Annotated in this window: 19 protein-coding genes; 8 read left to right on the top strand and 11 right to left on the bottom strand. The window is 71.3% G+C overall.

Features of this window, described 5'->3' with window-relative positions; genetic code table 11:
• Nucleotides 1-2 precede the first annotated feature (2 nt).
• From nthA to JUB11_RS03945, 5 genes are all read left to right on the top strand, one after another.
• Nucleotides 3-632, top strand: a complete 630-nt coding sequence (nthA, locus tag JUB11_RS03965; RefSeq protein WP_207456307.1) for a nitrile hydratase subunit alpha — start codon at nt 3-5, stop codon at nt 630-632.
• A 10-nt stretch (nt 633-642) separates the two neighbouring features.
• Nucleotides 643-972, top strand: a complete 330-nt coding sequence (locus JUB11_RS03960; RefSeq protein ID WP_207456305.1) for a nitrile hydratase accessory protein — start codon at nt 643-645, stop codon at nt 970-972.
• Nucleotides 973-1006: 34 nt separating this feature from the next.
• Nucleotides 1007-1660, top strand: a complete 654-nt coding sequence (locus tag JUB11_RS03955) for an energy-coupling factor ABC transporter permease (protein ID WP_207456303.1) — start codon at nt 1007-1009, stop codon at nt 1658-1660.
• A gap of 76 nt (nt 1661-1736) precedes the next feature.
• Nucleotides 1737-2693, top strand: coding sequence for a GlxA family transcriptional regulator (locus tag JUB11_RS03950; protein WP_207456302.1), 957 nt, complete (start codon nt 1737-1739; stop codon nt 2691-2693).
• A gap of 77 nt (nt 2694-2770) precedes the next feature.
• A complete protein-coding gene (locus JUB11_RS03945) occupies nt 2771-3748 on the top strand; it encodes an aldo/keto reductase (RefSeq protein WP_207456301.1) in 978 nt (325 codons plus the stop codon).
• Between the two features lie 7 nt (nt 3749-3755).
• On the opposite strand, the gene JUB11_RS03940 is transcribed toward JUB11_RS03945, so the two are convergent.
• Complete coding sequence (locus JUB11_RS03940; RefSeq protein WP_207456300.1) at nt 3756-4892, bottom strand: L-dopachrome tautomerase-related protein; 1137 nt, start codon at nt 4890-4892, stop codon at nt 3756-3758.
• Between the two features lie 439 nt (nt 4893-5331).
• Here JUB11_RS03940 and lhpI point away from each other — a divergent pair, with 439 nt between their 5' ends.
• Complete coding sequence (lhpI, locus tag JUB11_RS03935; protein ID WP_207456299.1) at nt 5332-6246, top strand: bifunctional Delta(1)-pyrroline-2-carboxylate/Delta(1)-piperideine-2-carboxylate reductase; 915 nt, start codon at nt 5332-5334, stop codon at nt 6244-6246.
• Nucleotides 6243-7478 carry an FAD-dependent oxidoreductase gene (locus JUB11_RS03930; RefSeq protein WP_207456298.1) on the top strand — a complete coding sequence of 412 codons (1236 nt, stop codon included), beginning with the start codon at nt 6243-6245 and terminating at the stop codon, nt 7476-7478. The genes lhpI and JUB11_RS03930 overlap by 4 nt, the downstream gene beginning before the upstream one ends.
• 55 nt (nt 7479-7533) lie before the next feature.
• On the opposite strand, the gene JUB11_RS03925 is transcribed toward JUB11_RS03930, so the two are convergent.
• The 10 genes from JUB11_RS03925 to JUB11_RS03880 all read right to left on the bottom strand — a co-directional run bounded on the left by JUB11_RS03925 (nt 7534) and on the right by JUB11_RS03880 (nt 16601).
• A complete protein-coding gene (locus tag JUB11_RS03925; RefSeq protein ID WP_247886814.1) occupies nt 7534-8508 on the bottom strand; it encodes a cyclase family protein in 975 nt (324 codons plus the stop codon).
• Between the two features lie 57 nt (nt 8509-8565).
• Nucleotides 8566-9432 (bottom strand): Pnap_2097 family protein, encoded by an 867-nt coding sequence (locus JUB11_RS03920; protein WP_207456297.1) that lies wholly within the window; start codon nt 9430-9432, stop codon nt 8566-8568.
• A 17-nt stretch (nt 9433-9449) separates the two neighbouring features.
• On the bottom strand, nt 9450-10727 hold the full coding sequence (locus JUB11_RS03915) for an MSMEG_0569 family flavin-dependent oxidoreductase (protein WP_207456296.1): 1278 nt from the start codon (nt 10725-10727) through the stop codon (nt 9450-9452).
• Between the two features lie 17 nt (nt 10728-10744).
• Nucleotides 10745-11032: an MSMEG_0570 family nitrogen starvation response protein gene (locus tag JUB11_RS03910; protein WP_207456294.1), complete on the bottom strand. Its 288-nt coding sequence runs from the start codon at nt 11030-11032 to the stop codon at nt 10745-10747.
• Entirely contained in the window at nt 11025-12233 is a 1209-nt protein-coding gene (locus JUB11_RS03905) for an MSMEG_0565 family glycosyltransferase (protein ID WP_207456292.1), read from the bottom strand. Before JUB11_RS03905 ends, JUB11_RS03910 begins: the two co-directional genes overlap by 8 nt.
• 3 nt (nt 12234-12236) lie before the next feature.
• A complete protein-coding gene (locus tag JUB11_RS03900) occupies nt 12237-13235 on the bottom strand; it encodes a sll0787 family AIR synthase-like protein (RefSeq protein WP_207456291.1) in 999 nt (332 codons plus the stop codon).
• Nucleotides 13232-13774 carry an MSMEG_0567/Sll0786 family nitrogen starvation N-acetyltransferase gene (locus tag JUB11_RS03895; protein WP_207456290.1) on the bottom strand — a complete coding sequence of 181 codons (543 nt, stop codon included), beginning with the start codon at nt 13772-13774 and terminating at the stop codon, nt 13232-13234. The genes JUB11_RS03900 and JUB11_RS03895 overlap by 4 nt, the downstream gene beginning before the upstream one ends.
• Before the next feature lie 3 nt (nt 13775-13777).
• Nucleotides 13778-14866, bottom strand: coding sequence for an MSMEG_0568 family radical SAM protein (locus tag JUB11_RS03890; protein ID WP_207456404.1), 1089 nt, complete (start codon nt 14864-14866; stop codon nt 13778-13780).
• A gap of 49 nt (nt 14867-14915) precedes the next feature.
• Nucleotides 14916-15953, bottom strand: coding sequence for a Nit6803 family nitrilase (locus JUB11_RS03885; protein WP_207456289.1), 1038 nt, complete (start codon nt 15951-15953; stop codon nt 14916-14918).
• Nucleotides 15954-16118: 165 nt separating this feature from the next.
• Nucleotides 16119-16601, bottom strand: coding sequence for an MSMEG_0572/Sll0783 family nitrogen starvation response protein (locus tag JUB11_RS03880; protein WP_207456288.1), 483 nt, complete (start codon nt 16599-16601; stop codon nt 16119-16121).
• Between the two features lie 538 nt (nt 16602-17139).
• Between JUB11_RS03880 and JUB11_RS03875 the strand changes: the two genes are divergently transcribed.
• On the top strand, nt 17140-18552 hold the full coding sequence (locus JUB11_RS03875) for a PLP-dependent aminotransferase family protein (protein WP_207456287.1): 1413 nt from the start codon (nt 17140-17142) through the stop codon (nt 18550-18552).
• The last annotated feature ends 30 nt before the right edge of the window (nt 18553-18582 follow it).

Below are 18582 nucleotides of genomic sequence, written 5' to 3'. Positions count from 1 at the left end.
CGATGACCGACCGCTTCCACCACCCGAGCGACCGCGAGGCGCGCAGCGCCGCCCGCGCCAAGGCGCTCGAATCGCTGCTCATCGAGAAGGGCATCATCACCGACCGCACCGTGGACACGGTGCTGAAGGTCTTCGAGACGAAGATGGGTCCGTTCAACGGGGCGAAGATCGTCGCCCGCGCCTGGGCCGATCCGGCCTTCAAGCGGCGGCTGGTCGAGGACACGCCCGCCGCCATCGCCGAGATGGCGGGGATGAACGATCTGCCCGCGGGCATGGCCGGTGCCGAGGGCGAGCACATGCGCGCCGTGGCGAACGGCGAGGGCGTCCACAACCTCGTCATCTGCACGCTCTGCTCCTGCTATCCCTGGCCGGTGCTGGGCCTGCCGCCCTACTGGTACAAGGATCCGACCTTCCGCAGCCGCGCCGCCCGCGAGCCGCGTGCCGTCCTGAAGGAGTTCGGGCTCGACGTGCCCGAGACGGTCGAGGTGAGGATTTGGGACAGCAGCGCGCAGATCCGCTGGTTCGTGGTGCCCGAGCGCCCCGCCGGCACCGACGGGATGAGCGAGACCGAACTCGCCGCCCTCGTGACGCCCGAGGCCATGATGGGCGTCGCCGTCTCCAAGGCCGGCTGAGGAGACGGCGATGCTGACCCGCTTCGAACAGTCCGCCGTCACCAGCATGATGGGCGCCGGCGACCATCCGCCGCGCGCCAACGGCACGCTCTGCTTCGCCTCGGACTGGGAGCGCGCGGCCTTCGGTGTTGCCCTGGCGCTCGCCCGCGATGGGCATTTCGAATGGGACGAGTTCCGCGAGAAGCTGATCGCCGCAATCGGCGACTGGGAGCGGGCGCCGGACGGCTCGTCCTGGAGCTATTACGAGCAGTGGCTCACCGCCCTGGAGGCCACTGTCGTCCAATGCGGCCTCGCGACACCCGAGGAACTGTCCGCCCGCCTTGCCCTGGCGGCGGACTGACACCCGAACCTTTTCCGCACATCAGGAGCCTTCCATGCACATCGAACCCGGCCTGCTGTCCGCCGCCAAGGTCGCCGGCGCCGACGCGGCGGCGCTGAGCCTGCTCGCGACCCACACGCCAGGATTCCTGCGCCGCCCGCTCGACTGGGCCAAGGCGGCATTGGCCGCCGTCTTCTTCTCCCTCTTCATGGAGCTGTGGCACCAGCCCGTCGGCCCGTCGGAGCTGCACTTCATCGGCGCCTCGGCCATCTACTTCGTCTTCGGCTTCCGCGCGACGCTGTTCGGCTTCGGCATCGGCCTGCTGCTCCAAGGCCTGCTGTTCGAGCCGCAGGATCTCTTCCACCTCGGCGTCAACGCGCTGTCGCTGATGGTGCCCCTGGTCGCGGCCCACGCCGCCGCCGGCCGGCGCGTGCTGGAGGCCGGAGGGCTCGAAGGGCTGCGCTGGACGTCGGTGCTGCGGTTCGATGCCGTCTATTACAGCGGCGTCGCGGCAATGGTCGGCTTCTGGCTGACGCTTGGCAACGAGGTCACCAGCTTCGCGGGCTGGGCGGTCTTCGCGGCTTCATACCTGCCGGTCGTGCTGTGCGAGCCGGCGATCAGCTGCGGCCTGCTGCGGGCACTCGGCCGCCTGAGGGCGGACAGCCCGGTCCGGCGCTTCACGACGCTGAACGGCCAGGCCCTTGCCTGATCTCCGGGGGGACGCGTACAGTCAGGAGGGCGGCCGAATCATTGGCCGCCCTTTCGCGCGTGTTCGGGCCTAAGCCATGCGGATCGTGATCCTAGCCCCGCCGGGGGTTCAGTCGCTCGACGTCGTCGGGCCGGCGGAGGTGTTCTGGGAGGCGGCGCGCCGCCTCGGCGATCCCGACGCCTATCAGGTGCAGGTGATGGGCACGCTGGAAGGGCCGGTCTGCGGCACCGGCAGCCTGCGCTTTCTGGCCGACCGCACCATCCATGACCCGGACGAGCCCATCGACACGCTGCTCGTCGGCGGCGATCCGTCCTTCGAGGCCATCGACCCGGCGGTGATCGACTGGCTGCGCCGGCGCGTGCCGGAAACACGGCGGTATGGGTCGATCTGCACGGGCGTTTTCCTGCTTGCCGCCGCCGGGCTGCTCGACGGGCGCCGGGTGACGACCCATTGGGAATGCGCCGACAAGCTGCGCGACGAACACCCGAACCTGACCGTGGACGCGGACCAGATCTTCATCCGTGACGGCGCGCTCTGCACCGCAGCGGGCGTCACCTCAGGCATCGACCTCGCGTTGGCGCTGCTGGAGGAGGACCATGGGCGGGAGCTGGCGTTGCTGGTGGCGCGCTACATGGTGATGTTCCTGAAGCGCCCCGGCGGCCAGTCCCAATTCAGCGCCCATCTCGCCGCCCAGGTGTCGAGCCGGACCAGCATTCAGAAGTCCCAGGAGTATGTGCTGGAGAACCTCTCGGCCGACCTGTCGGTGGAGGCGCTGGCCCTCCGGGCGGGCATGAGCCCGCGCAATTTCGCCCGCGTCTTCCGGCGCGACGTGAACCGCACCCCGTCGGAATTCGTGGAGGCGGCCCGGCTCGACGCCGCGCGCCGCATGCTGGTCGATTCCGCGACCCCGCTCCAGCGCATTGCCTTCGCCTGCGGCTTCGGCGACGCCGGCACCATGCGCCGGGTCTTCGCGCGCAACCTCGGGCTCAGCCCGCTCGAATACCGCAAGCGGTTCCGGACGAGCGCCGCCTGAGGGCGGACCCATCGTGGCCCACGGGGCCGGACCTGCTGTAGGCTGCGGCACGCCTCCCCGCCCACAGGAGCAGATCCATGGACTACAAGAAGCTCGGCCGCACCGGCACGGACGTCTCCGCCCTTTGCCTGGGCTGCATGACCTACGGCGATCCCGGCCGGGGAAACCATGCCTGGACCCTGCCGGAGGAGCAGAGCCGCCCCCTGATCCGCCAGGCCGTCGAGCTGGGCATCACCTTCTTCGACACGGCCAACACCTATTCCGACGGACATTCCGAGGAGATCGTCGGGCGCGCCCTGAAGGAGTTCGCCCGGCGCGACGAGATCGTGGTGGCGACCAAGGTCTATTTCCGCATGCGGCCCGGCCCGAACGGCGGCGGCCTGTCCCGCAAGGCGATCCTTACGGAGATCGACAACAGCCTGCGGCGCCTGGGCATGGACCATGTGGACCTGTACCAGATCCACCGCTGGGACCCGGCCACCCCCATCGAGGAGACGATGGAGGCGCTGCACGATGTGGTGAAGGCGGGCAAGGCGCTGCACATCGGCGCCTCCTCCATGGCCGCCTGGCAGTTCGCGAAGGCGCAGCACACCGCCGAGCGGAACGGCTGGACCCGCTTCGTCACCATGCAGAACCACCTGAACCTGCTCTACCGCGAGGAGGAGCGGGAGATGCTGCCGCTCTGCGCCGACCAGGGCGTCGGCATCCTCCCCTGGAGCCCGCTCGCCCGCGGCCGCCTGACCCGCCCCTTCGGCGTGGAGAACGAGCGCGTCCGCACCGACCAGGTCGGGCAGAGGCTCTACGACGCGACGGCCGAGGCCGACCGCCGGGTGATCGAGGCCGTGGGCACGGTCGCCGCCGGGCGCGGCGTGCCGCCGGCCCAGGTCGCGCTGGCCTGGCTGCTGGGCAAGCCCGGCGTCACCGCCCCGATCATCGGCGCCTCCAGGCCCGGCCACCTGGAGGACGCCGTCGCCGCACTCTCGCTGCGGCTGACCGAGGAGGAGGTCTGGACGCTTGAGGAGCCTTACGTTCCCCACGCGGTCGCGGGGCTGTAGGGACGGCTCACTTCAGGAGGACCGGCCCGGCGTCGATCCTCACGCGCAGGAGCTGGTAGGGCTTCTGGCGCAGGTCGCGTCCGCCGTTGAAGCCGGCCTGGCGGTGGAGCTGGTTCGCGGTGAAATAGAGATAGCCGTCGGGGCCGACCGACAGCGTGTCCGGCCACAGGATCTCGGGTCCTTCCACGACCGTGCTCCACCGCCCCTGCTCCAGGCGGCGGATGGCGTTGTGTTCGTAGTCGCCGGCGTAGACGCGGCCCTTGTCGTCGGCCTCCAGCCCGTCGGAGGCGCCCTTCTCGCCGAGATCGACGACCAATGCGGCGAGATCCTCCTCCGACAGGGCGGGATCGCGCAGCGCTGCGGTGGGGACGGCGTAGAGGCGGCGGCTGGAGAGCGCGCAGTAATAGAGCGTCTGCCCGTCGGCCGAGAGCGCGATGCCGTCGCTGGCGACGCGGAAGGGCTGCGGCGCGCCATCCGCCGGGCGGGCCATCATCGCCTGCCCCTCGATCACGGCCTGAAAACCCGGCTCCGGCGAGGTCGAGGGATGACCGCTGAGCCGGCGCAGGGTGCGGCCGGTGGCGAGATCGACCACGATGATCCCGCCGGGGCCGCTCACCGAGGAGTCGGTGATGTAGGCAACGCCTTCGGCGCCCTGGCGCAGGTCGAAGCGCACGTCGTTCAGATAGGTGGTCGGCAGTGCGGCCTCCGGCGGCACGACGATGGTGCGGATGATCCGGTCGGTCGCGAGATCGACCGCGACCAGCTTCGCGCCGCCCGCGACCGGCGTCCGGAAACCGGGTGCCGCGGTGTCGAGCATCCAGAGCCGGTTCCTGGCGTCGGCGACAACGCTCTGGACGCTCAGCAGGGAGCCGCCCGGATTGCCGGGGTCGGCGCGGTTCACCGCCGCGTCCGGGTAGGGCACCGCCTTGCCGCCGCGGATCTCGGCGACCGTGAAGGGCACGTCGTCGCCCCAGCGCGGGTAGTTGACGAAGATCCGGCCGTTCGGCGCCACGGTCACGCCCGTGGGCATGGCGTCGTGGAAAGTGGCGACCCGTTCGACCGGGCCGGACGCGGGCTGGGCCGTGGCGGCGGTGCTGTTCAGGAAGGCGGCGGCGAGCATCGCCGCCAGAGTCGCGTGTTTCATCTCTGTGCCCTTGCGGAGTTCCGAAAGATGGTCCGTGACGGGCCGGGCAGCATGCTTCGGCGCTCGTCGATGGCACCAAGGTGCCCGCCGCACTGACATTAGGGAAACGCGTAGTTCAAATTGCATCAATTCAGAAAGCTGCTTGATTGGGCTGAACGCCGCCTTGGGCGGCGTGATGGATGATGGATCTTCGGACGCCGGACCGGCGTGCGGGGGAAGCCACGGCCCGAATGGTGAATGACCACCTCATCAAGTGTCTGAAGGCGCTAAAGGCCGAATTTCCTTCGGAGAAGCCTGCGATAACCGCTGTGGAGATACGGCGGCTTTCCCGTTAGGCTTCTGGAAAAGAATGGGTGACCGGCCTTCAGGCAGGAGAGGGTGTCCACCCGACCCAGCCGCCCGGCCCGCCCTGACCGTTTCGTCTGAGGAGAAGCCCGCGATGCCCGCGCCTGCCCTGTCCATGCTGACCGCCGAGGAAACGGCCGCGCGCCTGCCCTTCGGCCCCCTGTGCGAGGCGGTCGCCGCCGCGGCCCGCGATTACGCCGCGGGGCGCATCACCAGCCCGGAGCGGCAGGTCCTGCCCCTGCCCCAGGACGGCGTGCTGCTGTCGATGCCCGCGACGGCCCAGGACATCGGCATCCACAAGCTGGTCAATGTCTGCCCGGGCAACGGAGCGCAGGGGCTGGCGACCATCCACGGCGTGGTGTCCGTCTATGATGGTCCGACCGGCGTGCCGGTGGCGATCCTGGACGGGCCGACGGTCACGGGCCGGCGCACGGCCGCCGTGTCCATGCTGGCGATCCGGACGCTGTCCCGGCAGGCGCCGGTCCGTGTCGCCCTGATCGGCACCGGCAAGCAGGCCTCCTGCCACGCCGAGGCGCTGGCCGCCCTCCATCCCGGCATCCGGGTGGACGTGCACAGCCGCGACCTCGATAAGGCCAAGGACTTCTGCCGCCGGCATGATGGGCTCGGGCTGGATCTGCGGCCGGCGTCGGGCGCGGTCGATCCCTCGGCCGGCGTGGTCATCGCCCTGACCACCAGCCGCGCGCCCTTCTACGACGAGGCGCCCCGCCCGGACCGGCTGCTGATCGGCGTCGGCGCCTTCAAGCCGGACATGGCGGAGTTCGGTGCCGCCTGCGTTCATGGCAGCGAGGTGTTCATGGACGATCCGGCCGGGGCGCGGCACGAGGCTGGCGACCTGATCCAGGCCGGCTTCGACTGGTCAACCGGGCGGTCGCTCGCCGACGCGCTGGAGGGCCGCGCCGCCCCGGACCGGCCCCGCCTGTTCAAGAGCGTGGGCTGCGCCGCCTGGGACCTCGCCGCGGCCCGCTGTGCGCTGACCTCCGCGCCATGACCGACGTCATCGTCGTCGGCGCGGGCGTGGTGGGGATCGCCACGGCCCTGCAGCTGCGGCAGGCCGGGCTGGACGTGCTGCTGCTGGATTCCGGTGCGCCGGCGGCCGGCACCTCCTCCGGCAACGCCGGGGCCTTCGCGGTGAGCGAGGTGCTTCCGCTCGCGGAGCCGGGCGTGCTGCGGAAGGTCCCCGGCTGGATGCTGGACCCGCTGGGTCCGCTGGCGGTGCGGTGGCGCCATCTGCCGGGCCTGCTGCCTTGGCTCGCCCGCTTCGTCGCGGCGAGCCGGCCGTCGCGCGTGTCGGCGCTGTCCCGGCAGCTCGCCGGCCTGCTGGGGCGGGTCAACGGCGACGTGGCGGCCCTGCTCGGCGATGCGCCGCCGGCCGGCATGTGGCGGCGCTGGGGCGCGCTGGCCGTCTATCCCGACGAGGCGTCCCTGCGGCGCGACCTGCCCCGCTGGGAGGAGCGCGGACGGCTCGGCGTGCGCTGGGAGGCCTGCGATCCCCGCAGAGTCGAGCGGGAGGAGCCGGCGCTGCGCATGCCCTGGCGGCACGCGGTCGCGATCCCCGACTGGTCGCATGTGGACGACCCGTACCTGTTCAGCCTCGGGCTGTTCGAACGCTTCACCGCCGCCGGGGGCCGGTTCCGGCAGGAGGCCGTGGCCGAGCTGACCGGGCCGGACGGTGCGGTGGACGGCGTCCGGCTGGCGTCGGGCGAAGCCTTGCGGGCGGGGAACGTCATCGTCACCGCCGGCGTGTGGAGTGACCGCCAGGCGCGGCAGGTCGGCCAGCGCCTGCCCCTGGAAAGCGAGCGCGGCTACAACCTGACCCTGCCCAAGGCCGGCCTCACCCTTCGCCGCTACCTGCTGAACGCGGCCGAGAGCTTCGTCATCCTGCCCATGGCCAATGGCGGGCTGCGGCTCGCCGGGACCGTGGAGCTGGCGAGCCGCGACGCGGCCCCGGATTTCCGGCGGTCGCACATCCTGCTGGACAAGGCGCAGGCCATGCTGGGACCGCTCGACACCACCGGCATGACCGCCTGGATGGGCAACCGCCCCTCCGTTCCCGACACGGTCCCGGTGATCGGCCCTTCGGCCAGCCGCAGGAACCTGTACTTCGCCACCGGCCACGGCCATCTCGGCCTGACGCTGGCGGCCACCACCGGGGCATTGCTGCGCGACCACCTGACCGGTGGCGCCCCGGTGCCGGAAGCGCTCTGGCCGACGCGCTACTGACCCCTGGAAGTGGTGGCGGCCATCAATTGCGCCGGCGCAACGGCATCGGGCGGGATCAGGGCGTCGGGCGCATGACCCCGTTGGCGTCGCGCTTCAGCGGCGCGGATTGCGTCGGCAGGGGCGCGCCCGGAGCCGTCGTCACGGTGACGCCGTGCGGCCAATCCGCCGGGGCGATGGCGACGAAGCGGGCATAGCCGCCGGTGCCGCCCAATGGCTTGGCGAAGCCGATGGAGATGAGGGCGCCGGCCTCCGGCACCTGGTCCAGGTTGGCGACGCCTTCCGCCTGGGCGAAGTTGTTCGCCATGAGCCAGGCCTCGCCTTCCAGGGTGGGGGTGGTGTCGGTGTCCAGCGGCTCGTGGCCGTGGAAGAGAATCTTGCGCTCCAGGTGAAGATGCTTCAGGGCGGCGAGGCTGACGCCGGGAAAGGGCTTCCTGTTGAAGCGTTCGCGGTCGGTCCAGCGCTTGTGCCAGTCGGAGCGGACCATCACCACGGACCCTTCCGGGATGCGGCCGTGCCGCGTCTCCCACGCCTCGACGTCGGAGACCTGGAGATGGTAGCCCTCGTCCGCCTTCGCCTTCCCGCTGATGTCGATCACCACGAGCGGGCGCAGCGCGACGGAGGCCGGTATGTCGCTGATCGTCGCGCCGAGCGGGTTCCAGTGGGCGGGCGGGTCGAGCTGCGTGCCGTACTGGTCGGTCGGCAGATCATAGGCGGTGGCGACGAAGCCATGCTTGTCGTAGCTGTAGACCTCGCCCTTCTCGACATAGCCGGGAATGGCGGCGCCCGCCGTGGCCGGCTTGAAGGTCGCGGTGCCGAAGCCGGGCCAGACCGCCTGCACCGGCTCGAAGGCGTGGGTCAGGTCGATGTGCTTGGCCGACTTGAGCGTGGTCTCGTAGAGGGACCAGAGTGGACTGGTCTGTGTGCCGGCCTGGGCGCCGGCCTGGGCGCCGGCCTGGGCCAAGGCGCCGGCCGGCAGCGCCGCGACGGTGCCGGCCAGCATCATCGATGTCAGCACGGGCTTGAAGTCCATCAGCATCCCTGTTCCCTTTCGTCTCGTTCGAGGCCCGACCGTCCGCCCGGTTACCTGTCACTCCGGCCCGCGGCGCAGGCTCAGCACGTCCGCGATGCGGCTGCCGTCGGATTGGCGGACGATCTCCAGCCAATGGTCCAACGCCTCGCCACCCTCGCGCAAGCCGCAGAGATTGACCGTCAGCCGGTCGCCCGGATTGACGTTGCCGTAGAGGAACAGCTCGCGCCGGGCGGTGGTCAGGCGGGCCGAGCGGTCGCGGTGGAAGGCCCATTCCGCGCGGTCGGCGAAGCCCTGGAAGCTGGCGAAGTAAAGGAAGCCCGCCCCGTTGAAGTCGCCGTGCGGGCAGGGATCGATGGGGTGGGAGGCGAGAATGCGCCGCTCCTCCCGCCGGAAGCCCATGTGTTCGCCCCAGCTTCCGTCGCGGAAGCCGTAGGCCGTGCCGGCCAGCCCCTGTCCGGCGCCGGGCTCGAACAGGGCCAGCGGCATGCGGCTGGGCACGGCGCGCACCACGCTGCGGTTGTCGCCGGCCTGCGCGCGCTTCAGGAAGACCGACAGGAGCGTGACCCGCGCCACCGTCCGCTCGCCGACGGCGATGCGCTGGGTGCTCTGGAACTGGGTGCGGGAGACTCGCTCGATCCGGCCCTCGAAGCGGAGCCGGTCGTTCTCCTCCACCTGGTCCAGCGCGGCGTCGGCGGTGGAGACGGCGGTGAAGGTCGCGTAGACCGTCGCCCCGGTGCGGTCGCGGAAGTCCGGGACCGGCTGGCCTAGCTCCCGCGCCAGCATCATCCAATGCCGGTGCCCGCACTCCTTCAGGAGCCAGGTCTCCGACAGGCCGTTCAGGGCCAGATGGGGCATGCCGACCAGAAGGTCGCCGGAGTCCCGAGGGGCTTCTGTGGGCGCGGGGTCCGCCAGGAGGAAGGTCATGCGCGTATCCCCTCCGGTCAGCCGACGGCCTGCAAGGGCATGGCGTCCACCGGCCGCGCGGCGATGCGGTCCACCACATGGCCCGCGTCCCGCGCCACGCCCGAGAAGCGCCCCGATCCCCAGGTGTGCAGCCAGGGCAGTCCCAGGAAATAGAGCCCCGGCGAGCCCGTCACGCCGCGCCGGTGCACCGGCTGGCCGGCGCCGTCGAAGACCGGCACCTCCACCCAGCCGAAGTTGGAGCGGAAGCCCGTGCACCAGACGACGGAGCGGATGCCCTCCGCGGCGAGGTCCAGCTCCAGCGGGTCGCCGTCCGGCGCCCAGGGCGCGCTGTAGGGCGGGTCGATGGGGGCGTCGATGCCCTGTTCCCGGATGTGCTTGTCGATGGCCGCGCGGATGCCGTTGTAGACGGCGTCGGCGTTGTCGAGGTTCCTCGTCAGGTTCGGTTCGAAGGTGACGCGGCCCTCGGCCAGCGTGTCGAGGCGCCCGTAGAGCCTCATGCCCTCCGTCGCGAATTTCCGCAGGTCGATCTCGCGCCCGCCGTCGCGGCCCGTCACATAATGGTTGGCGTTGCGGCGCACCTTCTCCTTCAGCGAATGTTTCTCGACGGGCATGTCGTAATGGCCCATGTCGTGCAGCCAATCGACGGCGTCGCGGCCCCGGTAGACGCGCGGGCAGCGCGGCGCGCTGCCGACGCTGAGATGCACCCGGCGGCTCTCGAGATGCAGGTCCTCGGCGATCTGGCAGCCGGACTGGCCGCTGCCCACCACCAGGACGGCGCCCTCGGGAAGCTGGGCGGCGTTGCGGTAGCGTGAGGAATGGACCTGGGCGATGCCGTCGGGCAGCCGCTCCGCGAGGCGCGGGATGTTGGGGATGTGATAGCCGCCGACCGCCAGGATCACGTTGTCGGCGCTGGTCTCGCCGGCGCTCGTCCGCAGCCGGTAGAGGCCGTCTTCCTCCCGCCGGAGCGAGGAGACGGTCACGCCCTCCATCAGCGGCGGGCGGAGCCGTTCCACGAAGGCGTCGAGATAGGCGACGATCTCGTCCTTCTTCATGAAGCCGTGCGGGTCGGCGCCGGGATAGGGAAAGCCCGGAAGCTGGCACTGCCAGTTCGGCGTGACGAGGCAGAAGCTGTCCCAGCGCTCGCTGCGCCAGGAATGGCCGCTGCGGTGCTTCTCCAGAACGGCATGCTCGATGCCCTTCTGCTTCAGGTGCCAGCTCGCCGACAGGCCGGCCTGACCGCCGCCGACGACGATCACGGGATAGTGGGGTTTCAGGGAGTGGATCGTCTCGGTCATGGCGGGCTCCTTCGGTGTCATTCGACAAAGGATTGGACGGTGACGCGGGCGTCGGGGATGCCGGCGAAGCGTTCGGCCGCCGCCTGGATGGCGGCGATCTGGCCGGCGGCGCGCGAGCAGGGGAAGCCGTACTTGGCCTCCACCCGGTCGCTGGCGATGCCGAGCGCGGTGCGGCTGCGCTCGACGAAATCGGACAGGCCGTAGCTTTCCCCGGCGGTCAGGTAGTCCTTCACGACCAGGGAGGGGGAATAGCAGCTCGACGCGCTGCCGTCGGGCCAGCGGACCAGGAAGCGCATTTCAGGCATGGAGGGCCCCTCCCCTGTCGGTTGGCCAGGTTCCCGTAAGGCGGGTTCCCGTGAGATGGGCGATGTAGGCCTGCAGATGGGCGAGCGCGCAGCCGTCCCAGCCCAGCCGGCGCGCCACGGCGGCGCCGGCCCGCGCCAGCCGGGCGCGCGTGGCCGGCTCGACGGCGGCGAGCATGGCGTCGGCGATGCTTTCCGCCGAATGGGGGTCGGCCCACAGCCCGTCGTCCGGCGCCAGATATTCGGTAAAGGGCGGCATCCGCGACACGACCACCGGAGTCCCGCAGGCCATCGCCTCCAGCACCACCAGCCCGAACCCCTCGCGCAGCGAGGGGAAGACCAGCGCGTCCGCCAGACGGTAGAGCGCTGGCATGTCGGCGTCCGGCAGGGGACCGGTCAGCAGCAGCGGCCGGCCCGGCCCGGTGCCGAGGCCGCTTTCCGCGACCAGCGCGTCGAAGGCCCGGCGGGTGGCGCCGTGGTCGAGCAGCGAGGCGCCGCCCGCGACGACGAGCTGGGCGGCGGGGTAGGTCCGGCGCGCGATCAGGAAGGCCTGGAGGATGCGCACGCTGTTCTTGCGCGCCTCCACCCCGCCGACCGCCAGGAAGACCGGCCCGCCGCCGATCCCCAGGCGGGAGCGCAGCTCCGCGTCGCGGGCGTCGCGGACGGGGGTGAAGCGCCGCCGGTCCACCCCGTTGCCGACGAGCGTGGCCGTCCGGCCGAAGTCGCGGGCCAGCGTCTCCCGCCACAGCGGGCTGACGCAGAAGAGATGGTCGGCCGCCGTGATGGCGCGGTTCTGCCAGGCGCTGAGCAGCGGGTCGTCGAAGCCGTCGATGTGGTGCACGGTGCGGACGAAGCCGGGGATGCGGCCCCGCTCGGCGAGAAAGGCCAGCGCGTTGGCGCTGATGGAGTCCTGCGCGTGGAGCACGTCGTAGCGCGCGGCCGCCGCGCTCTCGAAGAAGGCGACATACTCGTCGATGCGGGTCTGGACGAGCTGGACCAGCCCGCCGGACACGGGCCGGGCCGGCACCGACACGGTGCGCGCCCGCGTCCGCCGGAAGAAGCCCTCGCCCGAGGGATCCGGCGCGTGGACCACCGCTTCGTGGCCGAGCGCCGTCAGGGCGTCGGCAAGCTCCAGCGCGTGCACGACGCCGCCGCGCGGGTTGGTGGAATGGGTCAGGATGCCGATGGACAGGTGGTTGCGCACGGGTCACCTCCCGCCCGGAGCGTGGGCGGCGGGGCCGCAGCCGATCAGCGGGCTCGCGGCGAAGTCCCAGAAGGGCACGCTCTCCCCGCCCGACGACAGCCGCACCCCGCTGCCGGCCTCCACCCCGCCGATGGCGGCGCAGGCGATGCCGCGCGCGGCGAAGCGGTCGACCACGGCGTCCGTCTTCTCCGGCGCCACGCTCAGCAGGTAGCCGTAGCTCGGGAAGGAGAGGAGCCAGCGGTCGAGCGCCGCCCCCGGCGGGCGCGGCACGGCGGTGACGTCGAGGGTGCCGCCGACGCCGGAGCATTCCATCAGCATCAGCGCCGTGCCGGCGACCCCGCCCATGCTGACGTCCTTGGCGGCGCGGCAGAGGCCGTCCTCCGCCAGGGCGGGCAGGATCTCCAGGTCGCCGCGCAGCCGCTCCGGCGGTGCGGCCGTCGCGGCGTCGAAATAGGGGGCCGGCTCCCGGTAGCGGCCGCGCAGGTCGATGGCGGCGAGCAGCCGGTCGCCCGGCCGGGCGTCGAAGCTGGTCAGGAGCCGCTTGGCCCGGCCGAGCACGGCGACGGAGAGCTGGCCCCGGTCGTTGCGGGTGTTGGAATGGCCGCCGACCACCGGCACGCCGTAGGCCGCCGAGGCGGCGCGCAGCCCGTCGAGGATCGTCCCGGCTTCACCCGCGTCCCGGCTCCACACCGCGTCCACCACGGCGACCGGGCGCCCGCCCATGGCGGCGACGTCGCCGAGGTTGACCATCACCCCGCACCAGCCGGCGAACCAGGGGTCGTCGGCGACGAACTCGTTCAGGAAGCCTTCGATGGCGAGGAGCAGGTGGCCGTCGCCGTCGGGGATGGCCGCGCAGTCGTCGCCGACCGGCACCGCCCGGTCCGCCGCGAAGCCCAGCGACAGGGCCGAGACGACGGCGTCGATGTCCCGCTTGTGGGCGATGCCGCGGCTGGCCCGCAGGGTGTCGGCCAGGGTGGCGAGGGAGTCCGGGGAAAGGCTCATGCCGCGCTCCTGGTCAGCGCGACGAAGCCGCGGTCGCCGTCGGGGAAGGGCTGGTAGTGGGCGAGGTCGGCCTGCATGAAATGGTGCGGCGCCCCGTGCAAGGTGACCTCCTCCAGCGTCTTCCAGTGCAGCCGGCGGAAGAGCAGCGCGTTGCGGCTCTGCACATGGGCGTGGAAGCGCAGGCAGCCGCGCGCGGTCGCCGTGCAGACGGCGAGCCGGATCAGCGCGGCGCCGAGCGAGCCGACGCGGCGGTAATCCGCATCGACCGCCAGCCGCGAGCCGTACCAGACGCCCGGCTCGGGCTGGTGGATGCGCACCGTGCCGACCACCGTGTCGGGGTTGCCGAACAGGCAGGCCAGCGCCACGATGGGGATGGCCGTGTCGTCCACGGCGTCGCGGTCGTCACCCTCGAAGATCCGCTGCTCCTCGCAGAAGATCCGGCGGCGCAGGCGGGCGGCGCCCGCGCGCTCCCAGCCCTCGGTGGCGAGCTTCACGCGGTATTCGCTGGCGATGAAGGGGCGGACGGGTTCCAGCAGCATGGCTCACCCCCCGTAGGCCGAGAGGGAGGAGCAGGCGCCGCACTTGCCGCAGCCCGCCTTGATGTCGGCCGAGCGGAGGTTCGCCGCGCGCAGCATGGCGCCGAGCGGGGCCAGCAGGTCGCGCATGAATCCGGGGCTCGGGGCCGGATGGTCCTCCAGCGGCGTGCCGGAGATCGGCACGAAGGGCACGACGAAGGGATAGACGCCCATGGCGATCAGCTTTTCGGAGATGCCGAGGATCGCGTCGCGGCCGTCGCCCAGCCCGGCGAGGATGTAGGTCGAGACCTGGCCCCGGCCGAAGACGGCCACCGAGGCCTCGAAGGCGGAGAAGTAGCGCTCCAGCGGCACGCTGGCCTTGCCGGGCATGATGCGGGCGCGCACCTCCGGCGTCACCGCCTCCAGATGCATGCCGAGCGCGTCCACCCCGGCGGCCTTCATGCGGCGGAACCAGGCGTCGTCGTCCGGCGGCTCGCACTGGGCCTGGATCGGCAGGTCCACCGCCTGCTTCACCGCGAAGGCGCTCTCGCAGAGGATGGCCGCACCCCGGTCGGTGGCGTTCGGCGTGCCGGTGGTCATCACCATGTGCTTCACCCCGTCGAGCAGCACGGCGGCGCGCGCCACCTCGGCGAGCTGTTCGGGCGTCTTGCGGGCGATGGTGCGCCCCGCCGCCAGCGACTGGCCGATGGAGCAGAACTGGCAGGTCCTGGCGCGGCTCTGGTAGCGGATGCAGGTCTGGAGCACGGTGGTGGCGAGCACGTCCGCCCCGTGCAGCACCGCGATCTTCGAATAGGGGATGCCGTCCAGAGTCTGGAGCGCGTGGAAGCGCGGCTGGCGCGGGAAGGCGATGCGACCGACCGCCACCCCGTCCCGCTCCACCACGCTCAGCCCCCGGACGTCGGGGCGGGACGCGGTGTAGGGGGACTCGTAGGCCGAGGCCGTGTGGACCGGCACCATGACGGTGCGGCCGTCGATGGTCACCGCCTTGTGGTCCGACGGCCCCGCCCCGCCCCGCCGGCTCGGCGCGCCGGCCCTGGGGTCGGCGAGCCGGATGCCGAAGGACTGCAGCTCGGTGATGAGCTGGCTGGCCGGCATGGAGGCGGCGGAAAGGCTTTCGACCGGGATCGTCTCACTCAGCATCGTGTCATTCAGCGGCGACGGCTTCATGGCTCGGCTCCTCGCTCTGGAAGGGGGCGGAAACGCTGGGCATCGGATGGGAGAGGCCGGCGGATGCCACCTCGGCAAGCGGCGTCGCCGCCGTCGCCGGGGGCTTGGGCCGGTTGTCGAGGTGGAGGCTGAGCAGTTCGGGGCGCGCGTAGTGGCCGACCGAGTCCATCATGCGCTTGCGCTTGGTGATCAGCGCCATGTCGAGGTCGGCCAGCAGGATCCCCTCCCCCTCCGTCAGGGGCGGCACGACATGGCCGCCCTCGGGCGAGACGATGGCGGTCATGCAGCCGCCGCGCAGGGCCTTGCGCATGGCCGGATCGGGGGCGATGGCGGCGATCTGCTCCTCGGTCAGCCAGCCGGTGGCGTTGACCACGAAGCAGCCGGACTCCAGCGCGTGGTGGCGGATCGTCACCTCGATCTGGTCGGCGAAGACCGGGCCGACCATGGAGCCCGGGAACTGGGCGACATGGATCTCCTCGTGCTGCGCCATCAGGGCGTAGCGGGCGAGCGGGTTGTAATGCTCCCAGCAGGCGAGCGCCCCGACCCGGCCCACGGCCGTCTCCACCACCGTCAGGCCGCTGCCGTCGCCCTGCCCCCAGATCATGCGCTCGTGGAAGGTCGGGGTGATCTTGCGGCGCTTCAGCGCCAGCCGCCCGTCCGCGTCGAAGACGAGCTGCGTGTTGTAGAGGGAGCCGTGATCGCGCTCGTTGACGCCGAGCACCACCACGGTCTTGTGCCGGCGGGCGGCGGCGGCCACCGCCTCGGTCACCGGGCCGGGGACGGTGACGGCGCGCTCGTAGAGCTTCACATGCTCGGCCCCGGTCAGGACGGGCGGATGCACGAAGGAGAAGTAGGGGTAGTAGGGAACGACCGTCTCCGGAAAGACGACCAATTGCGCCCCCTGCCCCGCCGCATCGGCGATGAGGCGGCAGATCTTCTCCACCGTCCCGAAGGCGCTGTCGAGGTCGGGCGCCAGCTGCACCGCCGCGACCCGCACGGTTTTCTTCTCCGCCATGGAAGGTCTCCTTGGGATTGTGGTCGGGCGGGCGCCCTGCCCCACCGGCCCTGGATTCCCGCGAAAGCGGGACTCCAGGGCAACTTGGCAACGCCCCTGAATTGCCCTGGATCCCCGCCTGCGCGGGGATGACGGAAGGGGAAGGGAATGGCCCGTCCGGCCCTGTCAGAGGGTCCAGGTGTTGATGACGAAGGCGCCGGCCTTGCGGTGCAGGAGCTGGAGGTCGAGCACGTCCAGCGGGCTGATCGGGCGGATGCCGGGGATCAGGGCGCCCTCGCCGTGGCCGTAGAGCGCCTGGAGCGCGAAGCGGCAGGCATAGACCTTGCCGCCCTCCTCCATGAACTTGACGAGCTGCTTGTTCATGGCCTGATGGCCGGGGAAGGCCTCGTCGCCCAGCGTCGGGAAGCCGCGCTGCACGCCCAGCGTCACGCCGGGGCCGTAGAGCAGGATGGAGGTGGTGAATCCCTTGCGCTGGAGCCGCGTCGCCTGGAGCATGTTGACGAGGCCGATGGAGCCCTCGAAGGCGACGGTGTGGAAGGTGACCAGGGCCATCTCGCCCGGTTCGGCCTTCACGTCCTCGAAGACCTTCTCTTCGTAGTCGACCAGGAAATCGCCCTTCTTGTTCGCGTCTTTGGTCACGACTGGCATTGACTATCTCCTTGGTTAGAGAAAGCGGGCATTGCGATTGACCCGCGGCCCGGCGGTTCCCATGTCGGATTCAGTCCCCACGGGGAGCCTCCTCAGGGGCGCCGTCCGCGGCCTGTTCCGGGTCGGCCTTTCCGACCGCAGCGGCCGGACTTCTATTGGCAAGGACCGTGCCAGTCTTTGCAGCCGCTTTGAAATCCAGGAAAGCAGCCATCATACGGTCAATTCTTGCGGTCAATTTGCCTGCTCGCGACCGGCGCGTTCTGGTCCATTTCAAATCATCCTGCCCGCGACGCGGACAGCGATCTGAATAAATATTCGGCATTCTATGATTTGCACAAAGAGCGTGCATAAAGGCGCTCTGCATAGATCTCATAAGGCTTTCGGACAGGTCTGGCGGTGCGGAAGGCTTGCGCCCCACCCGATGGATTGGTAGACCGGAGCCGGATCCGGTCATCGGCTGTTCAAGGGTTGCGGCGTGACCGGCGCCCTCTCCAGTCAATCCGGCCTCCGGCCGCACCAGCTCAAGGTTCATCATCCGATGTCGCGCGCGCCGAACGGCTGGATGCCGGCCCTTCCCAAAAGCGGCCCCAAGAACGGCAAGCCGCACTACCTCGCCATCGCCGACGCCATCGCCGAGGACATCCGCGCCGGGCGGCTGGCGGCGGGGGACCGGCTGCCGCCGCAGCGCGCGCTGGCGGAGCGGCTGTCGCTGAACTTCACCACGGTCGCCCGCGGCTACAACGAGGCGCAGCGGCGCGGGCTGATCGCGTCGCGCGTCGGCTTCGGGACCTTCGTGCCGGAGGGCGCCCCGGCGGCGGCCGGCACCCCGCCCCGCGCGGCCCGCAAGGGGCTGGTGGACATGACCATGAACCTGCCGCCGGAGCTGGAGGACCAGGCGCTCCTCGCCCGCATGCGACAGGGGCTGGCCGATCTGGGCGAGGATCTCCCGGCGCTGCTGCGCTATCAGGAGTTCGGCGGGTCGGAGGAGGACCGGCAGGCAGGGGTGGAGTGGCTGGCGCGGCGCGGCCTGACGGCCCCGCGCGAGCGGCTGCTCGTCACGCCGGGCTCGCACAGCGCGTTGCTGGCCGTGCTCGACACGGTGGCGAAGGCCGGCGACGTGGTGCTCGCCGAGGCCCTGACCTACCCCGGCATTCGCGCGCTGGCGGCGCAACGCGGACTGCATCTCCTGGGGATGCCCATGGACGAATTCGGGCTGACGTTGGAAGGCTTCGAGGAGGCTTGCCGGACGCGGCGGCCGAAGGCGCTCTACCTCAACCCCACGCTCCAGAACCCGACGACCGCCACCATCCCCGTCGAGCGCCGCCGCGCCATCGCCGAGATCGCCCGCCGCCACGACGTGGCGATCATCGAGGACGACGCCTACGGGCTGCTCCCGGAGTCCGGGCCGGACGCCTTCGCGAGCCTCGCCCCGGAGATGACCTTCCACATCTGCGGCCTCGCCAAGAGCCTCGGCGCGGGGCTGCGCATTGCTTATCTGGTGGTGCCGGACGCGCGGCGGATCTGGCCGGTCACGGCGAGCCTGCGCGCGGCGACCGTGATGGCCTCCCCCCTCACGGCGGCGCTCGCCACGCGCTGGATCGGCGACGGCACGGGCGACGCGGTGCTGGCGGCCATCCGCGAGGAGTCGCGGGTGCGCCGGCGGCTCGCCGCCGAGATCCTGCCGCTAGGCAGCTTCCGCACGGGGCCGGAGGCCTTCCATCTGTGGATGGAGCTGCCGTCGGACTGGAGCCGGTCCGGCTTCGTCACGACGATGCGCAGTTCGGGCATCGGCGTGGTCGCCAGCGACGCCTTCGCCATCACGAACCCGCCACCGGAAGCCGTGCGCGTGTGCCTGGGCGGGCTGCTGAACCGGGACGAGACGCGCTTCGCCCTGGAGCAGATCGCCCACGCGCTGGAACAGTCCCCCGCCATGGCCGCCGCGCTGATCTGAGGCGGCTGATCATTCCCGCACACGGATTGA

The organism is Azospirillum sp. SYSU D00513, from assembly GCF_017356015.1.
Taxonomy (GTDB): Bacteria; Pseudomonadota; Alphaproteobacteria; order Azospirillales; family Azospirillaceae; genus Azospirillum.
This window is presented reverse-complemented; position numbering and strand designations above follow the sequence as displayed.

Bases quoted from the DNA above. Each gene is read 5' to 3' on its own strand.
- JUB11_RS03920 (WP_207456297.1), bottom strand. From the start codon at position 9,432: ATGACCTTCCTCCTGGCGGACCCCGCGCCCACAGAAGCCCCTCGGGAC.
- JUB11_RS03880 (WP_207456288.1), bottom strand. From the start codon at position 16,601: ATGCCAGTCGTGACCAAAGACGCGAACAAGAAGGGCGATTTCCTGGTC.
- JUB11_RS03900 (WP_207456291.1), bottom strand. From the start codon at position 13,235: ATGAGCCTTTCCCCGGACTCCCTCGCCACCCTGGCCGACACCCTGCGG.
- JUB11_RS03895 (WP_207456290.1), bottom strand. From the start codon at position 13,774: ATGCTGCTGGAACCCGTCCGCCCCTTCATCGCCAGCGAATACCGCGTG.
- JUB11_RS03955 (WP_207456303.1), top strand. From the start codon at position 1,007: ATGCACATCGAACCCGGCCTGCTGTCCGCCGCCAAGGTCGCCGGCGCC.
- JUB11_RS03915 (WP_207456296.1), bottom strand. From the start codon at position 10,727: ATGACCGAGACGATCCACTCCCTGAAACCCCACTATCCCGTGATCGTC.
- JUB11_RS03960 (WP_207456305.1), top strand. From the start codon at position 643: ATGCTGACCCGCTTCGAACAGTCCGCCGTCACCAGCATGATGGGCGCC.
- JUB11_RS03890 (WP_207456404.1), bottom strand. From the start codon at position 14,866: ATGCCGGCCAGCCAGCTCATCACCGAGCTGCAGTCCTTCGGCATCCGG.
- JUB11_RS03950 (WP_207456302.1), top strand. From the start codon at position 1,737: ATGCGGATCGTGATCCTAGCCCCGCCGGGGGTTCAGTCGCTCGACGTC.
- JUB11_RS03940 (WP_207456300.1), bottom strand. From the start codon at position 4,892: ATGAAACACGCGACTCTGGCGGCGATGCTCGCCGCCGCCTTCCTGAAC.
- JUB11_RS03925 (WP_247886814.1), bottom strand. From the start codon at position 8,508: ATGGACTTCAAGCCCGTGCTGACATCGATGATGCTGGCCGGCACCGTC.
- JUB11_RS03930 (WP_207456298.1), top strand. From the start codon at position 6,243: ATGACCGACGTCATCGTCGTCGGCGCGGGCGTGGTGGGGATCGCCACG.
- lhpI (WP_207456299.1), top strand. From the start codon at position 5,332: ATGCCCGCGCCTGCCCTGTCCATGCTGACCGCCGAGGAAACGGCCGCG.
- JUB11_RS03910 (WP_207456294.1), bottom strand. From the start codon at position 11,032: ATGCCTGAAATGCGCTTCCTGGTCCGCTGGCCCGACGGCAGCGCGTCG.
- JUB11_RS03875 (WP_207456287.1), top strand. From the start codon at position 17,140: ATGTCGCGCGCGCCGAACGGCTGGATGCCGGCCCTTCCCAAAAGCGGC.
- JUB11_RS03885 (WP_207456289.1), bottom strand. From the start codon at position 15,953: ATGGCGGAGAAGAAAACCGTGCGGGTCGCGGCGGTGCAGCTGGCGCCC.
- JUB11_RS03945 (WP_207456301.1), top strand. From the start codon at position 2,771: ATGGACTACAAGAAGCTCGGCCGCACCGGCACGGACGTCTCCGCCCTT.
- nthA (WP_207456307.1), top strand. From the start codon at position 3: ATGACCGACCGCTTCCACCACCCGAGCGACCGCGAGGCGCGCAGCGCC.